Origin of the sequence: Caldimonas taiwanensis NBRC 104434, assembly GCF_001592165.1 — a bacterium.
GTDB lineage: Bacteria > Pseudomonadota > Gammaproteobacteria > Burkholderiales > Burkholderiaceae_C > Caldimonas > Caldimonas manganoxidans.
In genome coordinates, this window is the sequence record NZ_BCWK01000004.1 from 21633 (window position 1) to 44627 (window position 22995).

General features: G+C 65.3%; 23 protein-coding genes and 1 riboswitch. Of the genes, 9 read left to right on the top strand and 14 right to left on the bottom strand.

Annotated features, from left to right (window positions below; genetic code table 11):
• The first annotated feature begins 7 nt into the window (after nucleotides 1-7).
• Nucleotides 8-110: riboswitch (TPP riboswitch) on the top strand.
• Nucleotides 111-205: 95 nt separating this feature from the next.
• Genes thiC through CTA01S_RS04655 form a run of 7 tightly spaced genes read left to right on the top strand, consistent with a single transcriptional unit; the run spans nucleotide 206 to nucleotide 7676 of the window.
• Nucleotides 206-2086, top strand: coding sequence for a phosphomethylpyrimidine synthase ThiC (gene thiC, locus CTA01S_RS04625; RefSeq protein ID WP_019560730.1), 1881 nt, complete (start codon nucleotides 206-208; stop codon nucleotides 2084-2086).
• A 3-nt stretch (nucleotides 2087-2089) separates the two neighbouring features.
• Nucleotides 2090-3136: an FAD-dependent oxidoreductase gene (locus CTA01S_RS04630; protein ID WP_198150778.1), complete on the top strand. Its 1047-nt coding sequence runs from the start codon at nucleotides 2090-2092 to the stop codon at nucleotides 3134-3136.
• Nucleotides 3133-3363 carry a sulfur carrier protein ThiS gene (gene thiS / locus CTA01S_RS04635; RefSeq protein WP_019560732.1) on the top strand — a complete coding sequence of 77 codons (231 nt, stop codon included), beginning with the start codon at nucleotides 3133-3135 and terminating at the stop codon, nucleotides 3361-3363. Before CTA01S_RS04630 ends, thiS begins: the two co-directional genes overlap by 4 nt.
• A 2-nt stretch (nucleotides 3364-3365) precedes the next feature.
• Nucleotides 3366-4151 carry a thiazole synthase gene (locus CTA01S_RS16600; protein ID WP_062192726.1) on the top strand — a complete coding sequence of 262 codons (786 nt, stop codon included), beginning with the start codon at nucleotides 3366-3368 and terminating at the stop codon, nucleotides 4149-4151.
• Nucleotides 4148-5695, top strand: a complete 1548-nt coding sequence (gene thiD / locus CTA01S_RS16855) for a bifunctional hydroxymethylpyrimidine kinase/phosphomethylpyrimidine kinase (RefSeq protein WP_062192731.1) — start codon at nucleotides 4148-4150, stop codon at nucleotides 5693-5695. The genes CTA01S_RS16600 and thiD overlap by 4 nt, the downstream gene beginning before the upstream one ends.
• Before the next feature lie 51 nt (nucleotides 5696-5746).
• Nucleotides 5747-6748: a biotin synthase BioB gene (gene bioB / locus CTA01S_RS04650; protein WP_062192735.1), complete on the top strand. Its 1002-nt coding sequence runs from the start codon at nucleotides 5747-5749 to the stop codon at nucleotides 6746-6748.
• 49 nt (nucleotides 6749-6797) lie between these two features.
• Nucleotides 6798-7676 carry an acyl-CoA thioesterase gene (locus CTA01S_RS04655; protein WP_062192738.1) on the top strand — a complete coding sequence of 293 codons (879 nt, stop codon included), beginning with the start codon at nucleotides 6798-6800 and terminating at the stop codon, nucleotides 7674-7676.
• 3 nt (nucleotides 7677-7679) lie between these two features.
• On the opposite strand, the gene CTA01S_RS04660 is transcribed toward CTA01S_RS04655, so the two are convergent.
• Entirely contained in the window at nucleotides 7680-8330 is a 651-nt protein-coding gene (locus tag CTA01S_RS04660; protein WP_062192742.1) for a LysE family translocator, read from the bottom strand.
• 96 nt (nucleotides 8331-8426) lie between these two features.
• Here CTA01S_RS04660 and CTA01S_RS04665 point away from each other — a divergent pair, with 96 nt between their 5' ends.
• A complete protein-coding gene (locus CTA01S_RS04665; RefSeq protein WP_062192747.1) occupies nucleotides 8427-8987 on the top strand; it encodes a peroxiredoxin in 561 nt (186 codons plus the stop codon).
• An 87-nt stretch (nucleotides 8988-9074) separates the two neighbouring features.
• Here the strand turns inward: CTA01S_RS04665 and CTA01S_RS04670 are convergent, their stop codons facing one another.
• From CTA01S_RS04670 to scpA, 6 genes are all read right to left on the bottom strand, one after another.
• Nucleotides 9075-9773, bottom strand: coding sequence for a phosphoribosyltransferase (locus tag CTA01S_RS04670; RefSeq protein WP_062192750.1), 699 nt, complete (start codon nucleotides 9771-9773; stop codon nucleotides 9075-9077).
• Nucleotides 9774-9882: 109 nt separating this feature from the next.
• On the bottom strand, nucleotides 9883-10359 hold the full coding sequence (locus CTA01S_RS04675) for a VOC family protein (protein WP_062192754.1): 477 nt from the start codon (nucleotides 10357-10359) through the stop codon (nucleotides 9883-9885).
• Entirely contained in the window at nucleotides 10356-12389 is a 2034-nt protein-coding gene (accC, locus tag CTA01S_RS04680; protein ID WP_062192759.1) for an acetyl-CoA carboxylase biotin carboxylase subunit, read from the bottom strand. The genes CTA01S_RS04675 and accC overlap by 4 nt, the downstream gene beginning before the upstream one ends.
• A 17-nt stretch (nucleotides 12390-12406) precedes the next feature.
• Nucleotides 12407-13939, bottom strand: coding sequence for an acyl-CoA carboxylase subunit beta (locus tag CTA01S_RS04685; RefSeq protein WP_019560742.1), 1533 nt, complete (start codon nucleotides 13937-13939; stop codon nucleotides 12407-12409).
• Between the two features lie 25 nt (nucleotides 13940-13964).
• Nucleotides 13965-14978 carry a methylmalonyl Co-A mutase-associated GTPase MeaB gene (gene meaB / locus CTA01S_RS04690; RefSeq protein ID WP_062193085.1) on the bottom strand — a complete coding sequence of 338 codons (1014 nt, stop codon included), beginning with the start codon at nucleotides 14976-14978 and terminating at the stop codon, nucleotides 13965-13967.
• Nucleotides 14979-15040: 62 nt separating this feature from the next.
• On the bottom strand, nucleotides 15041-17206 hold the full coding sequence (gene scpA / locus CTA01S_RS04695; RefSeq protein WP_062192763.1) for a methylmalonyl-CoA mutase: 2166 nt from the start codon (nucleotides 17204-17206) through the stop codon (nucleotides 15041-15043).
• A gap of 183 nt (nucleotides 17207-17389) precedes the next feature.
• Between scpA and CTA01S_RS04700 the strand changes: the two genes are divergently transcribed.
• Nucleotides 17390-18118 (top strand): GntR family transcriptional regulator, encoded by a 729-nt coding sequence (locus tag CTA01S_RS04700; RefSeq protein WP_019560745.1) that lies wholly within the window; start codon nucleotides 17390-17392, stop codon nucleotides 18116-18118.
• On the opposite strand, the gene CTA01S_RS04705 is transcribed toward CTA01S_RS04700, so the two are convergent.
• The 7 genes from CTA01S_RS04705 to mltG all read right to left on the bottom strand — a co-directional run bounded on the left by CTA01S_RS04705 (nucleotide 18073) and on the right by mltG (nucleotide 22967).
• Entirely contained in the window at nucleotides 18073-18282 is a 210-nt protein-coding gene (locus tag CTA01S_RS04705) for a hypothetical protein (protein WP_019560746.1), read from the bottom strand. The genes CTA01S_RS04700 and CTA01S_RS04705 overlap by 46 nt on opposite strands.
• Before the next feature lie 85 nt (nucleotides 18283-18367).
• A complete protein-coding gene (locus tag CTA01S_RS04710) occupies nucleotides 18368-19027 on the bottom strand; it encodes an ankyrin repeat domain-containing protein (RefSeq protein ID WP_062193089.1) in 660 nt (219 codons plus the stop codon).
• 29 nt (nucleotides 19028-19056) lie between these two features.
• Nucleotides 19057-19842 carry a TatD family hydrolase gene (locus CTA01S_RS04715; protein ID WP_062192767.1) on the bottom strand — a complete coding sequence of 262 codons (786 nt, stop codon included), beginning with the start codon at nucleotides 19840-19842 and terminating at the stop codon, nucleotides 19057-19059.
• Nucleotides 19843-19952: 110 nt separating this feature from the next.
• A complete protein-coding gene (locus CTA01S_RS04720) occupies nucleotides 19953-20354 on the bottom strand; it encodes a PilZ domain-containing protein (protein WP_019560749.1) in 402 nt (133 codons plus the stop codon).
• Nucleotides 20351-21346 carry a DNA polymerase III subunit delta' gene (gene holB / locus CTA01S_RS04725; protein ID WP_019560750.1) on the bottom strand — a complete coding sequence of 332 codons (996 nt, stop codon included), beginning with the start codon at nucleotides 21344-21346 and terminating at the stop codon, nucleotides 20351-20353. Before holB ends, CTA01S_RS04720 begins: the two co-directional genes overlap by 4 nt.
• Nucleotides 21343-21972 carry a dTMP kinase gene (tmk, locus tag CTA01S_RS04730; RefSeq protein ID WP_019560751.1) on the bottom strand — a complete coding sequence of 210 codons (630 nt, stop codon included), beginning with the start codon at nucleotides 21970-21972 and terminating at the stop codon, nucleotides 21343-21345. Before tmk ends, holB begins: the two co-directional genes overlap by 4 nt.
• Nucleotides 21972-22967 (bottom strand): endolytic transglycosylase MltG, encoded by a 996-nt coding sequence (mltG, locus tag CTA01S_RS04735; RefSeq protein ID WP_062192770.1) that lies wholly within the window; start codon nucleotides 22965-22967, stop codon nucleotides 21972-21974. Before mltG ends, tmk begins: the two co-directional genes overlap by 1 nt.
• Nucleotides 22968-22995: the final 28 nt, after the last annotated feature.

Consider the following 22995-nt stretch of genomic DNA (forward strand, 5'->3'; position numbering starts at 1 on the left):
TACACTCAGCGACGCTCCGGGGTGCACCGTGTGCTGAGATGGCGTTCGACGCCAAACCCGATGAACTTGATCCGGTTAATACCGGCGGAAGAAGAGCTGAATTTGTCCCTTGCGCCCCTGGCCCGAGCGGGTTGGGGCCCCCTTGAAAGGGGGTAGCACCCAAAGGGCACTTTCCGGAGCAGCCACGAACCGGAAAGGAGCCCCCATGAACGCCCCCGACAAGTTTGCTCAATGGCTCGCGCAGGCGCGCGAGCCCTTTCCCGCGTCTCGCAAGGTCTGGGTCTCGGGCCAGTTGCACCCGACGGTGCGCGTGCCGATGCGGGAGGTGCAGCTCACCAATGGCGAGACGGTCACGCTGTACGACACCTCGGGCCCTTACACCGATCCGCAAGCGCTCATCGATGTGCGACGCGGTCTGCCGGCGCTGCGTCAGCCCTGGATCGAGGCCCGTGGCGACACCCAGACCTATGAGGGCCGTGTGGCACAGGCCGTGGATGATGGCCTGCGCGACGCAGCCCATGAGCGCTTGCAAACCTTGCGCGCCCAGGCCGCGGGCCTGCAGCGCCGACCTCGCCGCGCACGCGCTGGTCGCAACGTCACCCAAATGCACTACGCCCGACGTGGCATCGTCACGCCCGAGATGGAGTTCGTGGCCATCCGCGAGAACGGTCGCCGGGAATGGATGCGTGAACACCTGGCCGACGCGCAACGCGAGGCGCGCCTGCGAGGCCAACCGCTCGGAGCCTGCCTGCCCGAGCTGATCACGCCAGAATTCGTGCGGGACGAGGTGGCCCGTGGCCGGGCGATCATTCCGGCCAACATCAACCATCCCGAGCTCGAGCCGATGGCCATCGGGCGCAACTTCTTGGTCAAAGTCAATGCCAACATCGGTAACTCGGCCGTGACCTCCAGCATCGAGGAAGAGGTGGAAAAGCTGGTGTGGGCCATCCGTTGGGGGGCCGATACCGTGATGGACCTGTCCACGGGTCGCAACATTCACACCACCCGTGATTGGATCCTGCGCAACTCACCGGTGCCCATCGGCACCGTGCCGATCTACCAAGCCTTAGAGAAGGTCGGCGGCGTTGCCGAGGATTTGACCTGGGAGATTTTCCGCGACACCCTGATCGAGCAGGCCGAGCAGGGGGTGGATTACTTCACCATCCATGCGGGCGTGCGTCTGGCCTACATCCCGCTGACGGCGCGGCGGCGCACGGGCATCGTCTCACGCGGTGGCTCCATTCTGGCCAAGTGGTGCATGGCGCATCATCGCGAGAACTTCCTCTACACGCATTTCGAAGAGATTTGCGAAATCATGAAGGCCTACGACGTGAGCTTCTCGCTCGGCGATGGCCTGCGCCCGGGCTCGCTGGCCGATGCCAACGACGAAGCCCAGTTCGCCGAATTGCGCACCCTGGGGGAGCTCACACAGATCGCCTGGAAGCACGATGTGCAAACCATGATCGAAGGCCCCGGCCATGTGCCCATGCATCTGATCCAGGCCAACATGGAAGAGCAGCTGCGGCACTGCCACGAAGCGCCGTTCTACACACTTGGGCCGCTGACGATCGACATTGCGCCAGGCTATGACCACATTGCCAGTGCGATCGGCGCGGCCATGATCGGCTGGTTCGGGACGGCCATGCTGTGCTATGTCACGCCCAAAGAGCACCTGGGTCTTCCCGATCGCGACGATGTCAAGCAAGGCTTGATCGCCTACAAGATCGCCGCCCATGCGGCCGACATCGCCAAGGGCCACCCGGGCGCGCGCGCGCGCGACGATGCGCTGTCCAAGGCCCGTTTCGAATTCCGGTGGACCGACCAGTTCAACCTCGGGCTCGACCCTGACACCGCGCGGGCATTCCACGACGAGACCTTGCCCAAGGACAGTGCCAAGGTTGCGCACTTCTGCTCGATGTGCGGGCCCAAGTTCTGCTCGATGAAGATCACCCAGGAGGTGCGCGAATACGCCGCCCAGCAGGGAATCTCGGAAGATCAGGCCCTGGCCGAAGGCTTGGCGGCGAAATCCGAGGAGTTTCGCCAAGCTGGTGGCGAGCTTTATATCCCGCTGCATCCTCAGGGCTGAGCCATGGCGGCGATGTCCATCGGCATTGCCGGAGCGGGCCTGTTGGGGCGTCTGCTGGCCTGGCAGTTGTCGCAGGCCGGGCACCGCGTCACCGTGTACGACCCCAGCGAGGGGCCGCTGGCGCGGGGGGCGGCGGCCTGGACGGCTGCCGGCATGCTCAGCCCTGTGGCCGAGCTCGAATGCGCCACCACCGAGCTGGCGCAGTTGGGCCTGCGCTCTTTGACGCTGTGGCCGCGCATCGTCGCCAAACTGCCCATGCCCGTGGACCTGCGCGTGGACGGCAGCATGTTGCTGGCTCACGGCAGCGATCTCGGGGCGGCCCGGCGCTTGCTCGATCTGCTGCGGGCCAAGGCGCCCGAGGGCCACCAACCCGAGCCACTGAGCCCCGAGCGCTTGCGCGAACTCGAACCGGCGATCCATGGGCCAAGCCATGCCTGGTGGCTGCGCGAGGAGGGGTGCATCCATCCCGTACAAGCCCTGCAAGCCTTGACCGAAGCCGCCAGTGGGCAAGGCGTTCGATGGCACTGGGGTGCTGCGGTGCGCGAACTGCAGCCCGGCCGAATCGAGGGGCAGGCTTACGACTGGGTCTTCGATGTGCGTGGCCTGGGGGCGCGGCCTGCGCTGCCCGTGCGTGGCGTTCGCGGTGAGATCTTTTGGCTGCACGCGCCGGGCGTGGTGCTGCACCGGCCGGTGCGTTTGCTGCATCCTCGCTGGCGGGTCTATCTGGTGCCACGCCCTGATGATGTGATCGTCGTTGGGGCCAGCGAGATCGAATCCGAAGATCGCTCGCCGGTGTCCGTGCGCAGCACCTTGGCCTTGCTGTCGGCGGCTCACAGCGTGGTGCCTGAGCTGGCCGAAGCGCGCCTCGTCCACACCGAGGTCAATCTGCGCCCGGCCTTGCCCGACAACTTGCCTTGCGTGGAGATGCTGCCGGGGCTGACTCGCATCAACGGCCTGTTTCGCCACGGCTGGTTGCTGGCGCCCGCGCTCGTCGAGCAAGCGGTCGCGGCGATGATGCCAGCCCTCCACCCCGAGGTCGATCCCGCATGACGCACACCGACGTTTCCTCTGCGACCTGCCAGGTCCGGGTCAATGATGAAGTCCATCGGATCCAAGTGGGCACCACGCTGGCCCAACTGCTGGCGCTGCGCGGGCTGGAGCCACAAAGCGTTGCCACGGCGCTCAATGGCGAGTTCGTGCCGCGAAGCGAACGGAGCCATTGCGTGTTGCGTGATGGCGATTGCGTGACGTGTTTTCAACCCATCGTAGGAGGCTAGCCATGCCCACGGACGATTTCATGCTGGCCGACGTCAGCCTACGCAGCCGCTTTTTGCTTGGCACGGCTGGCTATCCCTCCCCGCAAGTGCTGAGCCAGGCGATCGAGGCTTCGGGCACCGAGGTGGTGACCCTGGGCCTGAAACGCCAGCTGGCCGCAGGCGGCGCCGACAACGGATTCATCGACATCGTGCGCCAAAGTGGTGTCCGGCTGCTGCCCAATACCGCCGGCTGCCGCAGCGCCCGCGAGGCCGTCACCCTGGCGCATATGGCGCGCGAGCTGTTGCACACCCATTGGATCAAGCTCGAAGTGGTGGGCGATGAGCACACCTTGCAGCCGGATCCCTTCGAACTGGTGCAAGCCGCCAGCCAGCTCGTCAAAGAGGGATTCGAAGTGTTCCCGTATTGCACCGATGACCTCGTGACTTGCCAGCGCCTGCTCGATGTGGGGTGTCGCATCCTGATGCCGTGGGCCGCCCCGATCGGCTCAGGGCAGGGGCTGCTCAACCCCTGGGCGCTGCGCACGCTGCGCGCCCGCCTGCCCGAGGCCACGCTCATCGTCGATGCCGGCATCGGGGCGCCCTCGCATGCCGCGCAGGCCATGGAGCTGGGCTTCGACGCCGTGCTGTTGAACTCGGCCGTGGCCCATGCCCGCGATCCGGTGGGCATGGCCACGGCCTTCCGTCATGCGATCGAGGCCGGACGACGAGGCTATTGCAGCGGCCTGATCGAACCGCAATCCATGGCGGTGGCCTCGACGCCCGTGGCCGGACGGCCCTTCGACCTGTGAAGCCGCCCATCGTCTGGAGCATCGCCGGCTCCGATTGCGGAGGCGGGGCCGGCCTGCAAGCCGATCTCAAAGCTTTCGAGGCTTTCGACGTACACGGCTGCACCGCGGTGGCTGCCCTCACGGCGCAACACTCACGGGCCGTGTTGCGCGTCGATGCCGTGGATGCGGACGTGCTCGAGGCCCAACTGGCGGCGCTGGCGCAGGATCTGCCGCCACGGGCGATCAAGCTCGGCTTGTTGGGCAGCGTCGACAATGTGCTGTGCGTGGCCCGCTGGGTCGACCGCCTGCGCGAACAGGCTGCGGTGGCCTTGGTGCTCGACCCGGTGCGGGCCGCCAGCACCGGGGCCGTGTTTGCCCATGCCGCGTTGCGCCAAGCCTTTCTCGACGAGCTGCTGCCCCGGGCAACGCTGATCACCCCCAATCGCCACGAGGCCGCCTGGCTGCTCGACCGAGAGCTCCGGGACGAGCATTCGCTGCCGAGCGCAGCCCGCGCCTTGCAAGCCCTGGGCCCTGGGGCCGTGGCCATCACCGGCGGCGATGCCGGCGGGCCTTGGGCCCGTGACTGGATCCTCACGCCCCAGGCCGAGGGCTGGCTGGATCTGCCACGCATCGACACGCAGCATCATCACGGCAGCGGTTGCGTGTTCGCGGCCTCGGCCGCCGCTGCCCTGGCTTGGGGGCATTGCGAGGCCGATGCGCTGGTGCTGGCCAAGATGGCCACGGCCGAGGCTCTGCGGCGCGGCCATCCGGCGGGGCAGGGCGCCGGCCCGGTGCGGCCGGGTGGGGGATTTGCCAGCCGACTGGCCAACCTGCCTCGGTTGCGACAGCCCGACTGGCCCGTGGACGAGACGGAGGGGTTTGCGCCCCTGCAGCGACCGGTGCTGGGCTTGTATGCCATCACCGACAGTGCCGAAGGCATCGAACGCCTACTGGCCGCAGGGGTGCGAAGCCTGCAGCTGCGCATCAAACGGGCCCCGGATCCCGCGCTGCGCGAGGCGGTGCGGCGCAGCGTCCGTGCGGCGCAGGCCGTAGGCGCGCAGCTGTTCATCAACGACCACTGGGCCTTGGCCTTGGAGGAAGGGGCGTATGGTGTGCACTTGGGGCAGGAAGACCTGCTCGCGCTGGACGCGCAGGCCTTGGTTGCGCTGCGCCGCGCCGGCGTGCGGCTGGGCTTGAGTACGCACAGCCACTGGGAGGTCTGCCGGGCCTTGACACTGCGTCCGAGCTACATCGCCTGCGGACCGATTCATCCCACCACGACCAAGCAGATGCCTTGGATGGCGCAAGGCGAGGACAACCTGGCCTACTGGTGCCAGTTGCTCGATTGTCCGGTGGTGGCCATCGCGGGCATGGACGAGGCCCGGGCCCGCGAAGCAGCGCGCTGTGGTGCCGCGGGCGTGGCTGTACTGCGCGGCTTGGGGCAAGCCGATGATCTGCCTGCGACAGTACGACGTCTGCATGAAGCGATCATGGAGGGCGCTTGGGGCCCGCGTCGTCCGGCGCCCCCGCGTGCGAGGCCCAGTCTGCCCGGTCCGGTCTCGTGAACGGCCGGGGCGATACACTGCGGGTTTCATTGCTGCACACGCTCTCGAACGATGACCGAAGCCACCGTCTCGTCTCAGCCCGTTCACCTGATCCGGCCTGGCAAACCTGCCGAGCCGGATGCGCCGCGCTGGCCTCGGCCAGCCGTGTTGGCCTTGTTCGAGCTGCCATTCAATGATTTGCTATATCGGGCGCAACAAGTGCACCGTCAGCACTTCGATGCCAACGAGGTGCAGCGCTCGACGCTGCTGTCGATCAAGACCGGTGGCTGCCCCGAAGACTGCAGCTATTGCCCTCAGTCGGTGCACTATGACACCGGCGTGCAGGCCGGCAAGCTGCTGGATGTGGACGAGGTGCGCCGTGCGGCGGCGGCGGCCAAAGAGCAGGGTGCCAGCCGCTTCTGCATGGGCGCGGCTTGGCGAGCGCCCAAAGACCGCGACATCGAAAAGGTGGCCGAACTCGTGCGCGCGGTCAAAGACCTGGGTTTGGAGACCTGCTGCACCCTGGGCATGCTGACCGACCGTCAGGCGCGCGCGCTCAAGGAGGCGGGGCTGGATTACTACAACCACAATCTCGACACGGCCCCCGAGGCCTACGGCCGCATCATCAGCACGCGCGACTACCAAGATCGCTTGGACACCTTGGAACATGTGCGCGCTGCGGGCATGCACGTTTGTTGTGGCGGCATCGTGGGAATGGGCGAATCGCGGGAAGAGCGTGCCGGGCTCATCGCTCAGCTGGCCAACATGGACCCGTATCCGGAGTCGGTACCGATCAACCATCTGGTGCAAGTGGAGGGCACGCCCCTGCATGGCCTGGACCCGCTGGACCCGCTCGAATTCGTGCGCACCATCGCCGTGGCGCGCATCACCATGCCTACCGCTCGGGTGCGTTTGTCGGCCGGGCGCCAGCAAATGAGCGAGGCCGTGCAGGCGCTGTGCTTTCTGGCCGGGGCCAATTCGATTTTCTACGGCGACAAGCTGCTGACCACCGGCAATCCAGACTGGGAGCGCGATCAAAGCTTGTTTGCCAAGCTGGGCCTGCGCAGTTGCTGATGCAAAGCACACAGCGCATGGCGCATGTGGCGCCAGCCATCCTCCGGACATGAAACTCGTCGTCCAAGAACTCGTCGAGCTGCTTCAGGTCGAGCAGCTCGAACTCAATCTCTTTCGCGGTGTCAGTGGAGACATCGGCAGCCCGCGCGTGTTTGGTGGCCAAGTGCTGGGCCAAGCCCTGATGGCTGCGGCTCGCACGGTCGATCCTTTGCGCCGCATCCACTCCCTGCACGCGTACTTTCTACGCCCCGGGGACAAGCATGCTCCCATCGTGTATGACGTAGAACGCATCCGCGACGGTGGCAGCTTCACCACACGGCGCGTGGTCGCCATCCAGCACGGACAACCCATCTTCAACTTCGCGGCCTCGTTCCATGTGACGGAGGAGGGCGCCAGTCATGCCAGCACCATGCCGCAAGTGCCCGGCCCTGACGGTTTGGTCAGCGAATGGGAGCTGCGTCAAGCCTGGCTGCACAAAGTTCCCGAGTCGCTGCGCGGTGTGCTCCATGCCGAGACGGCCATCGAGATCCGGCCACTGACGCCACTGGACGCCTTCGATCCACCGCCTGCACCGCCCCGACACGATGCCTGGCTGCGCGCGGCCGATCGGCTGCCCGATGATCCGGTGCTGCACCAGGCCATGCTGGCGTACGCGTCGGATTTCGGATTGCTGCGGCCGGCGCTCATGCCCCATGGCTTGAGCTTTTACAAAGGCAATGTCCAGGTGGTCAGCCTCGACCACGCCATGTGGTTCCATGGCGACTTTCGCATGGACGAGTGGCTGCTCTACACCACCGAATCGCCATGGGCGGGTGGCGCGCGCGGCTTCAGCCGCGGGCAAATTTACACCCATGATGGGCGTTTGGTCGCCTCCGTGGCTCAGGAAGGGCTGATGCGCCCAACGGCGGCAAGGCGCCGCGATGCCTGAATGCTAGGTGCCGGGCTTGGACAGCGCCAGGCGCAGCCCGAACAGCATCAGCGCCATGCCGGTCATGGCATTGAGCGTGTGCACGATGCTGGGCCGTCGTAACCAGCCCGCCAGCGGCCGCGTGGCCAGGATCAGGGCCCCAAACCAGACCAGCCCCATGGCGGCATGGATGCCCGCCATCACGACACTGAGGGACAGCACGTCGGCCTGCGCAGGCATGAATTGGGGCAGCAGGCTCACATAGAACACGCCGACCTTGGGATTGAGCAGGTTGGTCAGCAGCCCTCGAAGAAACCAGCCCGCACCGCCGTTGCCGTCCGAACTCGGGCTGGCCGCGTTGAACTGGAAGGCCACCGGGGCCGTCGTGAAGACGGTCCACAGCAGGCGTGCGCCGAGGTAGAGGAGATAGGCTGCCCCAGCCATCTGCAACAGACCATAAGCCACTTCCGACACGGCCAGCAAGGCCCCCAGGCCCAAGGCCACGAGCAGCCCCCAGGCCAGCACTCCGCAGACGATGCCCACGCCTGCACGCCAGGCCGGCCGCGGGCCTTCGACCGCCGCGGTGCGCAAGACGAGGGCCGTGTCCAGGCCGGGCGTGATGGTCAAAACAGCGGCGGCAGCGCTGAAGGCCAGGATAGCGGTTGCAGTACTCATCGAGTCTCCCATTGGGCGCCAGGGGCAAGGCCTCGCATGGACGATGCTGAGCGGCACACCGCTAGCATACGGACATTCTCTCCGAAGGAGTGCCCTATGCGTGTGGCCGATTTCTTTCGCCAAGCGGTTGCAGTGGCGATGTTGGCTTGGGCGCATACCGCAGCCCAAGCCGTCCTGAAGCCTGGGCAGCTCGCGCCACTGTTCACCATCCAGGCCGCTCGCGCAGGCGAAGTCTTTGAGTTCGACCTGTCACAAGCCTTGTCTCGCGGACCTGTGGTCTTGTACTTCTACCCCAAGGCTTTTACGTCCGGCTGCACTTACGAGGCCAACCTGTTCGCGCAGGCCAGTGATCGGTTTGCCGTGCTGGGCGCCACGGTCATTGGGGTCTCCAATGACGACATCCAGACGCTTCAGCGTTTTTCGATCGAGGCGTGCCGCAACAAGTTTGCCGTCGGTGCCGATGAAAGCGCCCGGGTCATCCGTGCCTACCAGGCCCAAATCGCCGCGCGATCCCAAATGGCCGACCGCATTTCCTATGTCATCAGTCCGGAGGGCCGAATCGTCCATGTTCATCATGACCCCAATCCGGAAGGACATGTGGCCACGACCTTGCAGGCCGTCGAACGTTTGCGCTCATCATGGCCCCAGCGGCGCTGAACGCGGCCATGTCCGACGGACCGATCGTCGGCCGGGGGCGGGCTGTCGCGCTTGGTGATCGGCACCAATAATTTGACATAATATACATTATCGATCATTAGACCAGTCCGTGCGCTTCAGCGCTGCCAGAAAATGCAGCACTTCGGCGTCGGGCACCTGGTGAAAGTCGAGGTAGTGTGCTCCGACGCCGCGAAACCATGAGGGTTGGCTCAAGCAGACGATGCGATCGACCTGCCGGGCCAACACGGCCAGGCTGTCGGCTGCAGCCACCGGCACGGCCAGGCTGTCGGCTGCAGCCACCGGCACGGCCAGGATCACCGCAGCGGGCTGTGCTGGGCGCAGGCCGCGCAAGGCCGCTTTCATGGTCGTGCCGGTGGCCAATCCATCGTCGACCACGATCACGGTGCGGCCGCCAAGTGGGGGCAGCGGCCGGCCATGGCGATACAACGCACGCCTGCGCTCGATTTCCTGGAGGGCGTCGCGCTCCTGATCGGCCAGGTAGCGCGCATCGGCCCCGGTGTCGCGGCACAAGGCTTCGTCGACCACCATGTGTGGCGGCTGGCCTTCGACGACCGCAGCGACGGCCAGTTCGGGCTGGCCAGGCGCGCCGATCTTGCGCACCAGCAAGACATCGAGTGCCGCTTGCAAGCGCTGGGCGATCGGTGCGGCCACCAACACACCGCCGCGTGGCAAGGCCAACACCACGGGGTGACGGTCGCGCAAGTCACCGAGCTGATCGGCAAGTCGCTCGCCCGCTTGCCGTCGGTCCGTGAAGGTGGATTCCATGGGCCAAGCCCCCCCGCGACAAGCATAGATCGAATTCCATGGGATGCGCGACCGCCCCCCGCAGCCAGCCGCCAGGGCCAAGGGCTCTGAGGCGCCACGCGCAGGTGCTTCAGGACAGCGCGGCGATGACCTCGGGTGGGGCCTGAACGAGCTCGATCAACACACCCTCCCCGCCCAATGGAAATTCATCGTTACCCTTGGGGTGGATGAAGCAGATGTCGTGACCAGCGGCGCCTTTGCGAATGCCGCCCGGTGCGAAGCGCACGCCGCGCGCGCTGAGCCATTCCACGGCTTTGGGCAGGTCGTCCACCCACAGGCCGACGTGATTGAGCGGCGTGGTGTGCACAGCCGGCTTGCCGTGGGGATCGAGCGGCTGCATCAAGTCCACTTCCACCGCGGTAGGTCCGTGGCCGAGCTCGCAGATGTCTTCATCCACATTCTCGCGTTCGGAAACGAAGCGGCTCTTGACCTTCAGCCCGAGCAAATCCACCCACAGCGCGTGCAGACGCTGTTTGTCGGCTGCACCGATGGCGATTTGCTGAATGCCCAAAATTCTGAAGGGCCGATCGTCGATGTCGGCGCTCATTCGAACCTCAATATGGGTTGGTCGACCGATAAGCTTTCGCCGGGCGTGGCCAGGATTTCGGCGACCACGCCATCGCGGGCGGCCGTGAGCACGTTTTCCATTTTCATGGCTTCGATCACGGCCAAGCGTTCGCCGGCTTGCACGGCCTGCCCCGGCTGCACTAGCAATTGAGTGAGCAATCCGGGCATCGGCGAGAGCAAAAATTTACTGGTGTCCGGTGGCGCCTTGTAGGGCATCAGCTTGAACAGCTCGGCTGCGCGGGGGGACAAGACCAGCGCTTCGATGTGTGCGCCGTTGTGCATCACTTGCAGCCACACGCCATGGCGCTCGATTTGTGCGGTGAACGGGCGGCCATTGCAGCGGCCGCTGGCGCGCACGCCGCCAAAGCGCCAGTCTTTGTCGATGTCGTAGAGCTGCTCACCGATGCGCACCGTGACGGCGCCGCCGGCAGGGCCAAGCACCTGCACGGCATGGTGAGTATGTTGGCCCTGTTCGCCCTTGACGACCACGACATGGTCGATGACCGCACGGGGCTGGTGGCCGGCCATCTGCCCACCGATGCCCAAGGCGCGCTCCCGATACTTGCGATGGGTCGCTGCTGCCAGCGCCACGAGAAACAGCGGATCCTCATGCGTGACGCTGCGGGGGGATAAGCCTTGTGGGTAGTGCTGGGCAATGAATCCCGTGTTGAACCGTCCGGCCTGGACATCGGGGTGCGCCAGCAGCGCGGCCTGGAAGGGAATGTTGCTGGCCACGCCGCGAATCACGAAGCCGTTGAGGGCCTCGCGCATTTTGGCAATGGCGTCGGCTCGATCGCGCCCATGGACGATGAGCTTGGCGATCATCGAGTCGTAGTACATCGGGATCTCGCCGCCTTCATAGACGCCGGTGTCCACCCTCACCCCGCCCTGCTCGGGCACGGGCTGGGATGCCTCCATGGTCGCCGGCGGGGGCAGGTAGCGCACCAGACGTCCGGTGGAAGGCAGGAAGTTGCGCAACGGGTCCTCGGCATTGATGCGGCATTCGATGGCCCAGCCGCGGCGGGCGATGTCATCTTGGCCGAAGGACAGTTTTTCGCCCGCAGCGATGCGGATCATCCACTCCACCAGATCCAGTCCGGTGATGCATTCGGTCACCGGGTGTTCCACCTGCAAGCGGGTGTTCATCTCCAGGAAGTAGAAGCTCTGGTCTTTGCCGACCACGAATTCCACGGTGCCTGCGCTTTGGTATTTCACGGCTTTGGCCAGCGCCACGGCTTGCTGGCCCATGGCGCGGCGGGTGGCTTCGCTGATGAAGGGGCTGGGCGCCTCTTCGATGACTTTTTGGTGCCGGCGCTGGATGGAACATTCACGCTCCCACAGGTAGACCATGTTGCCGTGGGCGTCGCCCAGCACCTGGATTTCGATGTGCCGCGGTTCTTCGACGAATTTTTCGATGAAGACGCGGTCGTCGCCGAAACTGTTGCGGGCCTCGTTGCGACAGGAATTGAAACCTTCGAAGGCTTCTTTGTCGTTGTAGGCCACGCGCAGGCCCTTGCCGCCGCCACCGGCGCTGGCCTTGATCATCACGGGATAGCCGATCTCGCGGGCGATTTGCACGGCCTGCTCGGGCGTGTCGATCGCATCGTTCCAGCCGGGGATGGTGTTGACACCGGCTTCCTGGGCCAGCTTCTTGGAGGCGATCTTGTCGCCCATGGCAGCGATGGCTTCGTGCTTCGGGCCGATGAACACCAGCCCCTCTTCTTCCACGCGGCGGGCAAAGGTCTCGTTTTCGGACAGAAAGCCATAGCCGGGGTGGATCGCCTGAGCGCCGGTGCGCTTGGCTGCGGCGATGATCTTGTCGGCCACCAAGTAAGACTCACGGCTGGGCGCGGGGCCCAGCAGCACGGCCTCATCGGCCAGCTCCACGTGCAAGGCATCCTTGTCGGCCTCGGAGTAGACGGCCACCGTCTGGATGCCGAGTTTTTTGGCGGTTTTGATCACGCGGCAAGCGATCTCACCGCGGTTGGCAATCAGGATCTTGTCGAACATCTTCGGACTCCCGGCGGTCAGAGGGGGATGTTCCCGTGCTTGCGCCAGGGGTTGTCAAGCTTTTTGTCCTTGAGCATGGCCAGGCTGCGGCAGATGCGCTTGCGCGTCTCGTGCGGTTGGATCACGTCATCGATGAAGCCGCGCGCACCGGCCACGAAGGGGTTGGCGAAGCGGGCCTTGTACTCGGCTTCTCGTGCGGCAAGCTTGGCAGGGTCGGACTTGTCTTCGCGGAAGATGATCTCGACCGCCCCTTTGGCCCCCATCACTGCGATCTCGGCATTGGGCCACGCCAGGTTCACGTCGCCGCGCAAGTGCTTGGAGGCCATCACATCATAGGCACCCCCATAGGCTTTGCGGGTGATGATGGTGATCTTGGGCACCGTGGCTTCGGCATAGGCGTACAGCAACTTGGCGCCGTGCTTGATGATGCCGCCGTACTCCTGACTGGTGCCCGGCATGAAGCCGGGCACGTCGACGAAGGTCACCACCGGGATGTTGAAAGCATCGCAAAAGCGCACGAAGCGCGCCGCCTTGATCGAGCTCTTGATGTCCAGACAGCCGGCCAGCACCAACGGCTGGTTGGCCACGAAGCCCACGGTGTGGCCGTCCATGCGGCCAAAGCCGATCACGATGTTTTGCGCGTAGTCGGGCTGCAGCTCGAAGAAGTCGCCATCGTCCACCACCTTCAGGATGGCTTCTTTGATGTCGTAGGGCTTGTTGGGGTTTTCCGGCACCAGGGTGTCCAGCGACGGAATCAGCCGATCGGGCGCATCGCCACTGGGTCGCACCGGGGGCTTGTCTCGATTGTTCAGCGGCAAGTAGTTGAAGAAGCGTCGCAACATCAGCAGCGCTTCCACGTCGTTGTCGAAGGCCAGGTCGGCCACGCCACTTTTGGTGGTGTGGGTGGTGGCCCCGCCGAGTTGCTCGGCCGTGACGTCTTCGTGTGTGACCGTCTTGACCACCTCGGGACCGGTGACGAACATGTACGAAGAGTCTTTGACCATGAAGATGAAGTCGGTCATGGCCGGGCTGTAGACCGCCCCACCAGCGCAAGGCCCCATGATGAGGCTGATTTGCGGGATCACGCCGCTGGCCAAGACGTTGCGCTGGAACACCTCGGCATAGCCCCCCAGGGAAGCCACGCCTTCCTGAATGCGCGCACCGCCCGAATCGTTCAGGCCGATCACCGGTGCGCCGACCTTCATCGCCTGGTCCATGATCTTGCAGATCTTTTCGGCATGGGCCTCGGACAACGCGCCGCCAAAGACGGTGAAATCCTGACTGAAGACGAACACCAGACGTCCGTTGATGGTGCCGTAGCCGGTGACCACGCCATCGCCAGGGATCTTGGTGTGGGCCATGCCAAAGTCGGTGCAACGGTGCTCCACGAACATGTCCCATTCCTCGAAGCTGTCTTCATCGAGCAGCAATTCCAGGCGCTCGCGCGCCGTGAGCTTGCCCTTGGCATGTTGGGCATCGATGCGCTTTTGGCCTCCGCCCAGCCGGGCTGCAGCGCGTTTTCTTTCGAGTTCTTCGAGGATGTGTTGCATGGGCACTCCGTGAAAGGGGACCGGGTCAATGGGCCGGGGGAAGGTCGGACATGAACGACGCCAGCAGCCGGCGCGCCGCAGTGGAAGCCGGCAGGCTGCCCTCCTCGACTTGGCGGCTGATCTCGCCGAGTTGGGGGGCAACAGCCGGATGTTGAAGGAATCGCTGTCGCAAGCCGGCATGCACGCCATCCCACATCCAAGCCAGGGCTTGGCGGCGGCGGCGCGCATCGAGCCGGCCGTTGGCCGTTTGCAGCTCGCGGTAGCGCGACACGGCTTGCCAGAAGCGGTCCAGACCGTCGCCTTTGAGCGCGCTCAACTGCATCACTTGGGGGTGCCAGACCGACGGGTCATGCGGCGCATGGTCTGGCTGGCCACGCTGGCCGAGCAGCCGCAGTGACGAGGTGATCTGCGCCTGGGCCCGCGTGGCTGCAACGGGGTCGAGATCGGCCTTGTTGATGACCACCAGATCGGCCAATTCCATCACGCCTTTCTTGATGGCTTGCAGGTCGTCGCCGGCGTTGGGCAATTGCAGCAGCACGTACATGTCGGTCATCCCGGCCACCGCGGTTTCGCTCTGGCCCACGCCCACGGTTTCGACGATCACGATGTCATAGCCTGCGGCTTCGCACACCAGCATGGCTTCGCGGGTTCGTTCGGCCACCCCGCCCAGGGTTCCACCCGAGGGGCTGGGGCGAATGTAGGCCTGCGGATGCATCGACAGCCGCTCCATGCGAGTCTTGTCGCCCAGGATGGAGCCACCCGAGACGCTGGAGGACGGATCTATGGCCAGCACCGCCACACGGTGCCCCTGCTCGATCAGATACAGACCCAAGGCTTCGATGAAGGTACTCTTGCCCACGCCAGGCACGCCGGAGATGCCCAGCCGAAAGCTGCGTCCACTGTGGGGAAGCAATTGCGTGAGCAGGGCGTCGGCGCGCTGTCGGTGATCCGCACGTGTGGATTCGAGCAGGGTGATCGTTTTGGCCAGGGCCCGACGTTGCGCAGCGCCGGATGCACCCAGCAGTTGCGACAGCAGCATCGCATCCGCAGGGGGCAAGTCGGCCGCGAGCGATTCGGACGGGCTGCGCTCGTTCACGGCACTCAGGCTCGCTGGAGTTGCATGCGGATGTGCTCGAGCACGTCCTTGGCCGAGGCGGGAATGGGGGTGCCTGGCCCGTAAATGCCCTTGACCCCGGCCTCGTAGAGGAAGTCATAGTCCTGGCGAGGGATCACGCCGCCGACGAAGACGATGATGTCGTCGGCGCCTTGCTCACGCAGGGCTTTGATCAGAGCCGGCACCAGGGTCTTGTGACCCGCCGCCAGCGTGGAGATGCCCACGGCATGCACGTCGTTTTCGATGGCTTGGCGGGCGCATTCCTCCGGGGTTTGGAACAGTGGCCCGATGTCCACGTCGAAGCCCAGATCCGCATAAGCCGTGGCCACGACCTTGGCACCGCGGTCATGACCGTCCTGCCCGAGCTTGGCAATCATCACGCGCGGACGGCGGCCAGCTTCCTCGGCAAAGGCGGCAATCTCGGTCTTGAGCCGTTCCCACCCTTCGGCCGAGTCATAAGCGGCGGCATACACCCCAGTCACCTTTTGCGTATCGGCGCGATGGCGCCCCCAAACCTTCTCCAATGCGTCGCTGACTTCCCCAACGGTGGCCCGCACGCGCATGGCCTGAATGGACAGTTCCAGCAAATTGCCTTGGCCCGATTCCGCGCAGCGCGTCAAGGCGTCCAACGCGGCTTGGACCGCCTGGGCATCACGCGTGGCGCGGATGCGCTGCAGCCGTTCGATTTGCTGCTGACGCACCTTGAGGTTGTCCACTTCGAGGATGTCGATCGGGTCTTCTTTGTCCAGCCGGTACTTGTTGACGCCGACGATCACGTCTTTGCCCGAGTCGATGCGGGCTTGTTTTTCTGCGGCACTGGCTTCGATCTTGAGCTTGGCCCATCCGGATTCGACGGCGCGGGTCATGCCACCCATGGCCTCGACTTCTTCGAGGATCGACCAGGCTTTGTCGGCCATGTCCTGGGTGAGCCGCTCCATCATGTACGAACCCGCCCAGGGGTCGATCACATTGCAGATGTGGGTTTCTTCTTGAATGATCAACTGGGTATTGCGCGCGATGCGGGCCGAAAATTCGGTGGGCAGTGCGATGGCTTCATCGAAGCTGTTGGTGTGCAGACTTTGCGTGCCACCGAACACCGCGGCCAAGGCTTCGATGGTGGTGCGCACGATGTTGTTGTAAGGGTCTTGCTCGGTGAGCGACCAGCCCGAGGTCTGGCAGTGGGTGCGCAGCATCAGGCTCTTGGGGTTCTTGGCGCCAAAGTCGCTCATGATGCGGTACCACAGCAGCCGCGCCGCGCGCATCTTGGCGATCTCGAGATAAAAGTTCATCCCGATGGCCCAGAAGAAGCTCAAGCGGCCCGCGAACTCGTCCACATCCAGCCCCTTGGCCAAGGCGGTTTTGACATACTCCTTGCCATTGGCCAGCGTAAAAGCCAGCTCCAACGCTTGGTTGGCACCGGCTTCTTGCATGTGGTAGCCCGAGATGCTGATCGAGTTGAACTTCGGCATCTTCTTGGCCGTGTACTCGATGATGTCGCCGATGATGCGCATGCTCGGCTCGGGCGGGTAGATGTAGGTGTTGCGGACCATGAACTCCTTGAGGATGTCGTTCTGGATGGTCCCACTGAGTTGGTCCTGCGCCACGCCCTGCTCTTCCGCGGCGACCACATACCCGGCCAGCACTGGCAACACCGCGCCGTTCATGGTCATGGAGACGCTGACCTTGTCCAGCGGGATGCCATCGAACAGGATCTTCATGTCTTCCACCGAATCGATGGCCACGCCGGCCTTGCCCACGTCCCCGGTGACGCGGGGATGGTCGCTGTCGTAGCCGCGATGGGTGGCCAGATCGAAAGCCACCGAAATCCCTTGAGCGCCAGCGGCCAGGGATTTCTTGTAGAACGCATTGGATTCCTCGGCGGTAGAGAACCCTGCGTATTGACGGATCGTCCAGGGCCGTGAGGCGTACATCGTGGCCTGAGGCCCACGCACGAAGGGGGGAAAGCCCGGCAAGGTGTTGGTGTACGGCAGGCCTTGCAGGTCTTCGGCCGTGTACAGCGGCTTGACCACCAGTCCTTCGGGGGTGACCCAGTTCAATGCTTCGAGCCGGCCGCCAGGAGCGGCTTTGGCTGCGGCCTTTCTCCAAGCGTCGAGATCGGCAGGCGGGTAAGACGCGGGCGTGTGTTCGGCCATGGTGGACTTCCGTGTCGAGGCCCGGCCACCGGCCGGGACGTCTGCAGCATACGCCGAGGCTCGCAATTTCCGGCCAAGGCCTGCGGTCGCTATAGCGCTCTGACGCGCTCTGACGGCGAGCTGATCGTAATTCAAAATTGAATTATAGACACACCCGCCCTCTTTCGGCGACACTATCGGGGTATGAACGTGCATGCGCCGCCCTCCTCCTTGCAGGACCGCCCTCTGTACGAGCAGGTGGCCGAGCGCTTGCGCGAGCGCATCCTGACGCACCGCTTGCCGCCAGGCAGTTGGATCGACGAGCAGGCCCTGGTACGGGATTACGGGATCAGTCGCACGCCGCTGCGTGAGGCGCTGAAGGTGCTGGCGTCGGAGGGGCTGGTGACGATCCGGCCCCGGCGCGGCGCGTACGTGACCGAAGTGTCAGAGCGCGACATGCGCGAGGTCTATCACTTGCTGATGCTGCTGGAAAGCGATGCGGCCGCGGAGGTGGCGCAAAGGGCATCGCCGGCGCAATTGGCCGAGTTGGAGGCCTTGCACGCGCGGCTGGAAGCCGCCGTGCACGATCGCGAGGCCTTTTTCGCGCTCAATGAGGCGTTTCACATGCGCTTGCTTGAGATCGCAGACAACCGTTGGCGGGTGCAGATCGTGACCGACTTGCGCAAGGTGATGAAGCTCAACCGTCACAACTCGCTGCTGAGCGAGGGGCGACTGGCGCAGTCGCTGCAGGAACATCGGGACATTCTTGCCGCCTTGGGCCGGCGCGATGCCGAAGCGGCCCGCGCCTTGACCCAAGCGCATTTTCGCCAGGGTTTGCAGGCGGCTCGCTCGATGGCCCCCCGTGGGCTGGCAGCGACGCTGGGGGGTCAATCTTCGTCCGAGCAGGGTTCGGCGTCGATCATGTCGTCGTAGGCGGACAGCTCTGGGCGCACCGGGCCGAGCAAAGGTTTGTCCAGCGGGCGGCACACTCGGCTTTGCAGGCGCTTGAGGCGCTCGGACCGCTCCATGGCATCGAACACGGATTGCGGATCCATCATCAGGGTGAAGGGATTGATGCTGCTGTGCAAACGGTTCATGGCCACGCTCCTTGGACATTGCGCATGGCCCCACTCTAGGCTCGCCATGCCCAGCTCGACAGTGGATGCAAGGCCAAAACGCGTGTCAGCGTGATTCCGACACGTTGTCGGATTCGCCAGCGCGGCGTTCGAGCTCGCGGGCCAGCTTCACACGCTCGACCGAGCGGGCAAAGTCAGCCGCCGTCAGGCCATCGTCGTTGCGCAGCCGGGGGTCGGCGCCGGCGTGCAGCAGCATCCAGGCGCTGGCTTCGCTGCCATAGCGTGCAGCCATCATCAAGGGCGTGTTGCCGTTGGGAGCGCGTGCATCGAGTGCCGCGCCATGGCCGATCAAAAGCTGCACCACGCGCGGCTCGGGACCCGCGGCCGCATAGTGCAGCGGGGTCCAGCCGGGCCGATCCAACCGTGCCCCCCGTACCAGCAATGCCCGCGCCAGCTCCCACTGCCCACGCAACGCGGCCAGCATCAGCGGGGTTTCGCCGGCGGCATTGGGCTCGTCGAAGCGGAAGTCGGGCTGGCGCACCAGCGCCCGTGCCGCCTCGTAGGCCTCGTAGTGAAAGGCCAGACTCAGCGGACTGCGCCCTTGCGGATCGACGGTGTTGGGATCGAAGCCCCGGGCGAACAGGGCCTCCAGCGTGCGCGCATCGTCAGACCGCAGCGCGCGGAAAAAATCGTCATAAGACCCGGCGATTGCCGAAGAAAAACAAAGTACGACAATGAGATAGACGATCTTTTTCAAGTTCGACATGAAGATTGATCCGCCGCTGGGCGTGGGCATCACTGTGCTGCAGGGATGCCGAACAAGCGCTCGAAATTGTGGCGGGTGGCCTGTGCGACCGTCTCGACACTGAGGCCTTTGAGCCGGGCCAGTTCGGCCGCCACATAGGGCACGTACGAGGGATTGTTCAGTTTGCCGCGGTGTGGCACCGGCGCCAAGTAGGGACTGTCGGTCTCGATCAGGCAACGCTCCAGCGGCACCTCGGCGGCCACCTGGCGCAGCTCGGCGGCATTTTTGAACGTCAGGATGCCCGAGAACGACAGGTAGAAGCCGCGTTCCAGCGCGGCTTGCGCCACCTCGCGGGTTTCAGTGAAGCAGTGAAAGACGCCACCGACCTCGCTGGCCCCCTCCTCGTCGATCAAGCGCAGCGTATCCTGCGCAGCCGAGCGGGTGTGGATCACCAAAGGCTTGCCAGCGGCTCGGGCAGCGCGGATGTGCACGCGAAAACGTTCGCGCTGCCATTCCATGTCGGCCGGCGTGCGCGAGCCCAGGCGGTAATAGTCCAACCCCGTTTCGCCCAAGGCCACGACTTTCGGCCGAGTGGCCAAGGCCGCAAGTTCGTCTACCGTGGGTTCACGCACCCCTTCGTTGTCGGGATGCACCCCGACGGTGGCCCAAAAGCCTTCGTGCTCGAGTGCCAGCGCATGGACCTGCTCGAACTCTTCCAGCGTGGTGCAGATGCACAAGGCGCGGTGGACGCCGGCTGCGCTCATGGCCGCACGAATGGCTGGCAGTTGATCACGCAGTTCCGGAAAACTCAGATGGCAATGGGAATCGACGTACATGGGAATGGAAGCCTTGGCTGCGGTCCGCACGCACCGCAGTGTGCCGCAGGACGCCACGGCTCGGTCGCCCAGATTTCGCTGCCCGCAAGCCGCGCAGGGACTCCGGGGCGTCAGATCGTCTGGGTGGGCTTGGACGACTGGATCGCCGTGCCCAGCAGCTCCTCGATCTTGACCTTGAGCAAGCGCGATTTCTCGTCGTTTGGAAAGCGCACGCCCACCCCCTGGGTACGACCGCCCGAAGCATTGGCCGGCGTGATCCAGGCGACCTTGCCGGCCACTGGATAGCGTTGCGGGTCGTCGGGTAGCGACAGCAACAGGTAGATGTCTTCCCCGAGCCGGTATTCTCGCGTGGTGGGAACGAACAATCCACCCTCGGTGAACACCGAGATGTAGGCGGCATACAGGGCGCCTTTTTCGCGAAATACCAATTGGATCACACTGGGGCGCGCGTGCGAGCCCCCGACAGGCGACGGCGTGAGGATGTGGGGCGGACGACTGTTCGCTTCGCTCATGCGGTGCAGTGTAAGGCGCGGCTGGCGCTGCTCACAAGGGCGTCGCACATCAAAGCCGCATGCCATGGATGCTCATCGTGACGCGCCACACGTTTGAGCTCGGCCTGCCAAACCAACAGCGGGGGCAGTCGCGGCTGCAGCCCGCGCCATGCTTCGGCGGGGAAGTAGCGTGGTGAGCCGCCCACGGCCAAGCGCATGGCGTCTTCACAGCAACGGCTCATGGCATCGATCAGCACCGGCACGGGCCAGCCAGACACCGCCTGTACGTCGCCGGCGGCCAGGGCGCGAGGCAGGCGCACCCAGGTCTCGGGGCGCAGGCCCCGATGGTGCCATTCGAGCGCCACCAAAGGCAGCCCTCCAGCCGCATCCAACAACACCTCCGGCGATGGCACGCCCTGCTCGCTCAACCAGGTCAGGGCGAGATCGCGCGGCACGCTGGGCATGGGCACGAGCTGGCAGCGGCTGCGCAGCGTGGGCAGCAGACGGTCGGGCGCTGCGGTGCACAGGATGAAACGGGCCCGGCCTGGCGGCTCTTCCAGGACTTTGAGCAAGGCATTGGCCGAGACCGCGTTCATGCGCTCGGCCGGGTGGATCAGCACCACTTGGGCGCGGCCTCGCGACGAGGTTTGTTGGGCAAACTCGATCGCCGCGCGCAAGGCTTCGACGCGAATGTCTTTGCTGGGCTTGGACTTGCCGGAGTCAGAGTCTGGCTCGGCTGGCGGCTCCCAGCCCAGGGTCGCTGCCATGGCCTCGGGCACCAGCACCCGCAAATCGGGATGGGTATGGGCACGACACAGGGTGCAGGCTTCACACCGGCCGCAGGCCGTTGCATCGGCCTGCGCAGCCTCGCACAGCCAGGCCTGGGCCATGGCCAGCGCAAGCTCGAACTGACCGGCTGCGGCCGGTCCATGCAACAACAGGGCATGCCCTCGTTGGCTGCGCAGCATCAGCGGCAGCCAGGTCGCCAGCCAAGGCAGTTCGTTGGCGGTCATAGGCCGCGGGCCGCCAAGGCGGCTTCCACCTGGGCGCGCACGGCTGGGACCGCGGCATTGGCATCGATCACGACGAAACGTTGTGGATGGGCCCGCGCGCGTTCTCGATACCCGTCGGCCACGCGTTCGAAGAAGCGCTGCGGCTCCTGCTCGAAGCGATCGGGCAGGCGGGCATGAGTCAGGCGTTGCGCAGCGACCTCCGCCGGCAGGTCGAACCACAGCGTGAGGTCCGGCTGCCGGCCCTCTTGTACCCAGGCTTCGAGCTGACCCAGCACCGCTTTGTCGAAACCGCGTCCGGCCCCCTGGTAGGCGAAAGTGGCGTCGGTGAATCGGTCGCAGACGACCACGGCGCCGCGCGCCAAGGCGGGCTCGATCACTTCGCGCAAATGGTCGCGTCGCGCGGCAAAGATCAACAAGGTCTCGGTCAGTGCGTCCATGGGACGGTGCAAGATGAGCTCGCGCAAAGCTTCGGCCAGCGCGGTCCCCCCCGGCTCGCGGGTCTGCACCACCTCGAAGCCTTGGGCACGCAGGCGCTCGACGATGGCCGTCACATGGGTCGACTTGCCGGCGCCGTCGATGCCTTCGACGGTGATGAAGCGGCATGCGGGCACGCAAGCGGGTGGCATCAGGGGCCTCGACGTTGATAGCGGTTGACGGCGCGGTTGTGCTCGCTCAGGGTTTCGCTGAAGACGCTGCTGCCGTCGCCACGGGCCACGAAATACAGCGCTCGCGTGGGCTCCGGATTGACGGCTGCCAGCAGCGAACGCTTGCCGGGCATGGCAATCGGCGTGGGTGGCAGCCCACCGCGGGTGTAGGTGTTGTAGGGCGTGTCGGTTTCCAGATCGCGCCGACGCAAGTTGCCGTCGAAGGACGCCCCCAGACCGTAAATGACGCTCGGGTCGGTCTGCAGCCGCATGCCGATGCGCAAGCGGTTGACGAACACCCCGGCCACCAGGCCACGATCGGCGTCCAAGCCGGTTTCCTTCTCGACGATGGAGGCCAGGATCAGGGCTTCATCGGGCGTGCGCAGTGGCAAGTCGGCGGCGCGTTGTGCCCATGCGGCAGCCAATTGGCGATCCATCGCATGCAGGGCCCGTCGTAGCACGGCCAGATCGCTGCTGCCGCGGCTGTAGGCGTAGGTGTCGGGGAAGAAGCGGCCTTCGGGGTGCAGGCCGGGGCGTCCCAGGGCTTCCATGATCTGGGCATCGCTCATGGCGGCCGTGTCGGCACGCAAGCCCTCGGCACGGGCCAGTTCATCGCGGAATTGACGAAAGGTCCAGCCCTCGATCAGACGCGTCGTCACCAGGGTTTCGTCGCCGAGCACCATTTTGTCCAGCAGGGCCATCGGGGTGGTGCCCGCAGTCACTTCGTAGCTGCCGGCACGGATGCGGCGCGCCTGGCCGGACCAGCGGAACCATTCATACAGCAGCCAGGGTGAGGTTTGCACCCCGGCGGCCACCCAGGCTTGCGCGATGGCGCGCGGGCTCATGCCCGGCTCCACCGACAGCTCCACGGTGGGGCTTGCCAGATCCAGCGGGCGGTGCAGCCACCAAGCCGCCACGCCGGCCAAAGCCAGCGCAGCGAGCACACACAGCAGCAGCAGGCGTCGCAGCAGTTTCATCGGGGTCCGGGGCCGGCGGGCCCGCCCC

Excerpts from the sequence above, each read along its gene's own strand:
- mltG (WP_062192770.1), bottom strand. The coding sequence starts at position 22,967 with ATGAAACTGCTGCGACGCCTGCTGCTGCTGTGTGTGCTCGCTGCGCTG.
- bioB (WP_062192735.1), top strand. The coding sequence starts at position 5,747 with ATGACCGAAGCCACCGTCTCGTCTCAGCCCGTTCACCTGATCCGGCCT.
- CTA01S_RS04675 (WP_062192754.1), bottom strand. The coding sequence starts at position 10,359 with ATGAGCGCCGACATCGACGATCGGCCCTTCAGAATTTTGGGCATTCAG.
- CTA01S_RS04700 (WP_019560745.1), top strand. The coding sequence starts at position 17,390 with ATGAACGTGCATGCGCCGCCCTCCTCCTTGCAGGACCGCCCTCTGTAC.
- CTA01S_RS04660 (WP_062192742.1), bottom strand. The coding sequence starts at position 8,330 with ATGAGTACTGCAACCGCTATCCTGGCCTTCAGCGCTGCCGCCGCTGTT.
- holB (WP_019560750.1), bottom strand. The coding sequence starts at position 21,346 with ATGACCGCCAACGAACTGCCTTGGCTGGCGACCTGGCTGCCGCTGATG.
- CTA01S_RS04710 (WP_062193089.1), bottom strand. The coding sequence starts at position 19,027 with ATGTCGAACTTGAAAAAGATCGTCTATCTCATTGTCGTACTTTGTTTT.
- CTA01S_RS04715 (WP_062192767.1), bottom strand. The coding sequence starts at position 19,842 with ATGTACGTCGATTCCCATTGCCATCTGAGTTTTCCGGAACTGCGTGAT.
- CTA01S_RS16600 (WP_062192726.1), top strand. The coding sequence starts at position 3,366 with ATGCCCACGGACGATTTCATGCTGGCCGACGTCAGCCTACGCAGCCGC.
- CTA01S_RS04630 (WP_198150778.1), top strand. The coding sequence starts at position 2,090 with ATGGCGGCGATGTCCATCGGCATTGCCGGAGCGGGCCTGTTGGGGCGT.
- tmk (WP_019560751.1), bottom strand. The coding sequence starts at position 21,972 with ATGCCACCCGCTTGCGTGCCCGCATGCCGCTTCATCACCGTCGAAGGC.
- CTA01S_RS04670 (WP_062192750.1), bottom strand. The coding sequence starts at position 9,773 with ATGGAATCCACCTTCACGGACCGACGGCAAGCGGGCGAGCGACTTGCC.
- thiS (WP_019560732.1), top strand. The coding sequence starts at position 3,133 with ATGACGCACACCGACGTTTCCTCTGCGACCTGCCAGGTCCGGGTCAAT.
- thiC (WP_019560730.1), top strand. The coding sequence starts at position 206 with ATGAACGCCCCCGACAAGTTTGCTCAATGGCTCGCGCAGGCGCGCGAG.
- CTA01S_RS04655 (WP_062192738.1), top strand. The coding sequence starts at position 6,798 with ATGAAACTCGTCGTCCAAGAACTCGTCGAGCTGCTTCAGGTCGAGCAG.
- CTA01S_RS04720 (WP_019560749.1), bottom strand. The coding sequence starts at position 20,354 with ATGAGCGAAGCGAACAGTCGTCCGCCCCACATCCTCACGCCGTCGCCT.
- CTA01S_RS04685 (WP_019560742.1), bottom strand. The coding sequence starts at position 13,939 with ATGCAACACATCCTCGAAGAACTCGAAAGAAAACGCGCTGCAGCCCGG.
- meaB (WP_062193085.1), bottom strand. The coding sequence starts at position 14,978 with ATGCTGCTGTCGCAACTGCTGGGTGCATCCGGCGCTGCGCAACGTCGG.
- CTA01S_RS04665 (WP_062192747.1), top strand. The coding sequence starts at position 8,427 with ATGCGTGTGGCCGATTTCTTTCGCCAAGCGGTTGCAGTGGCGATGTTG.
- scpA (WP_062192763.1), bottom strand. The coding sequence starts at position 17,206 with ATGGCCGAACACACGCCCGCGTCTTACCCGCCTGCCGATCTCGACGCT.
- accC (WP_062192759.1), bottom strand. The coding sequence starts at position 12,389 with ATGTTCGACAAGATCCTGATTGCCAACCGCGGTGAGATCGCTTGCCGC.
- CTA01S_RS04705 (WP_019560746.1), bottom strand. The coding sequence starts at position 18,282 with ATGAACCGTTTGCACAGCAGCATCAATCCCTTCACCCTGATGATGGAT.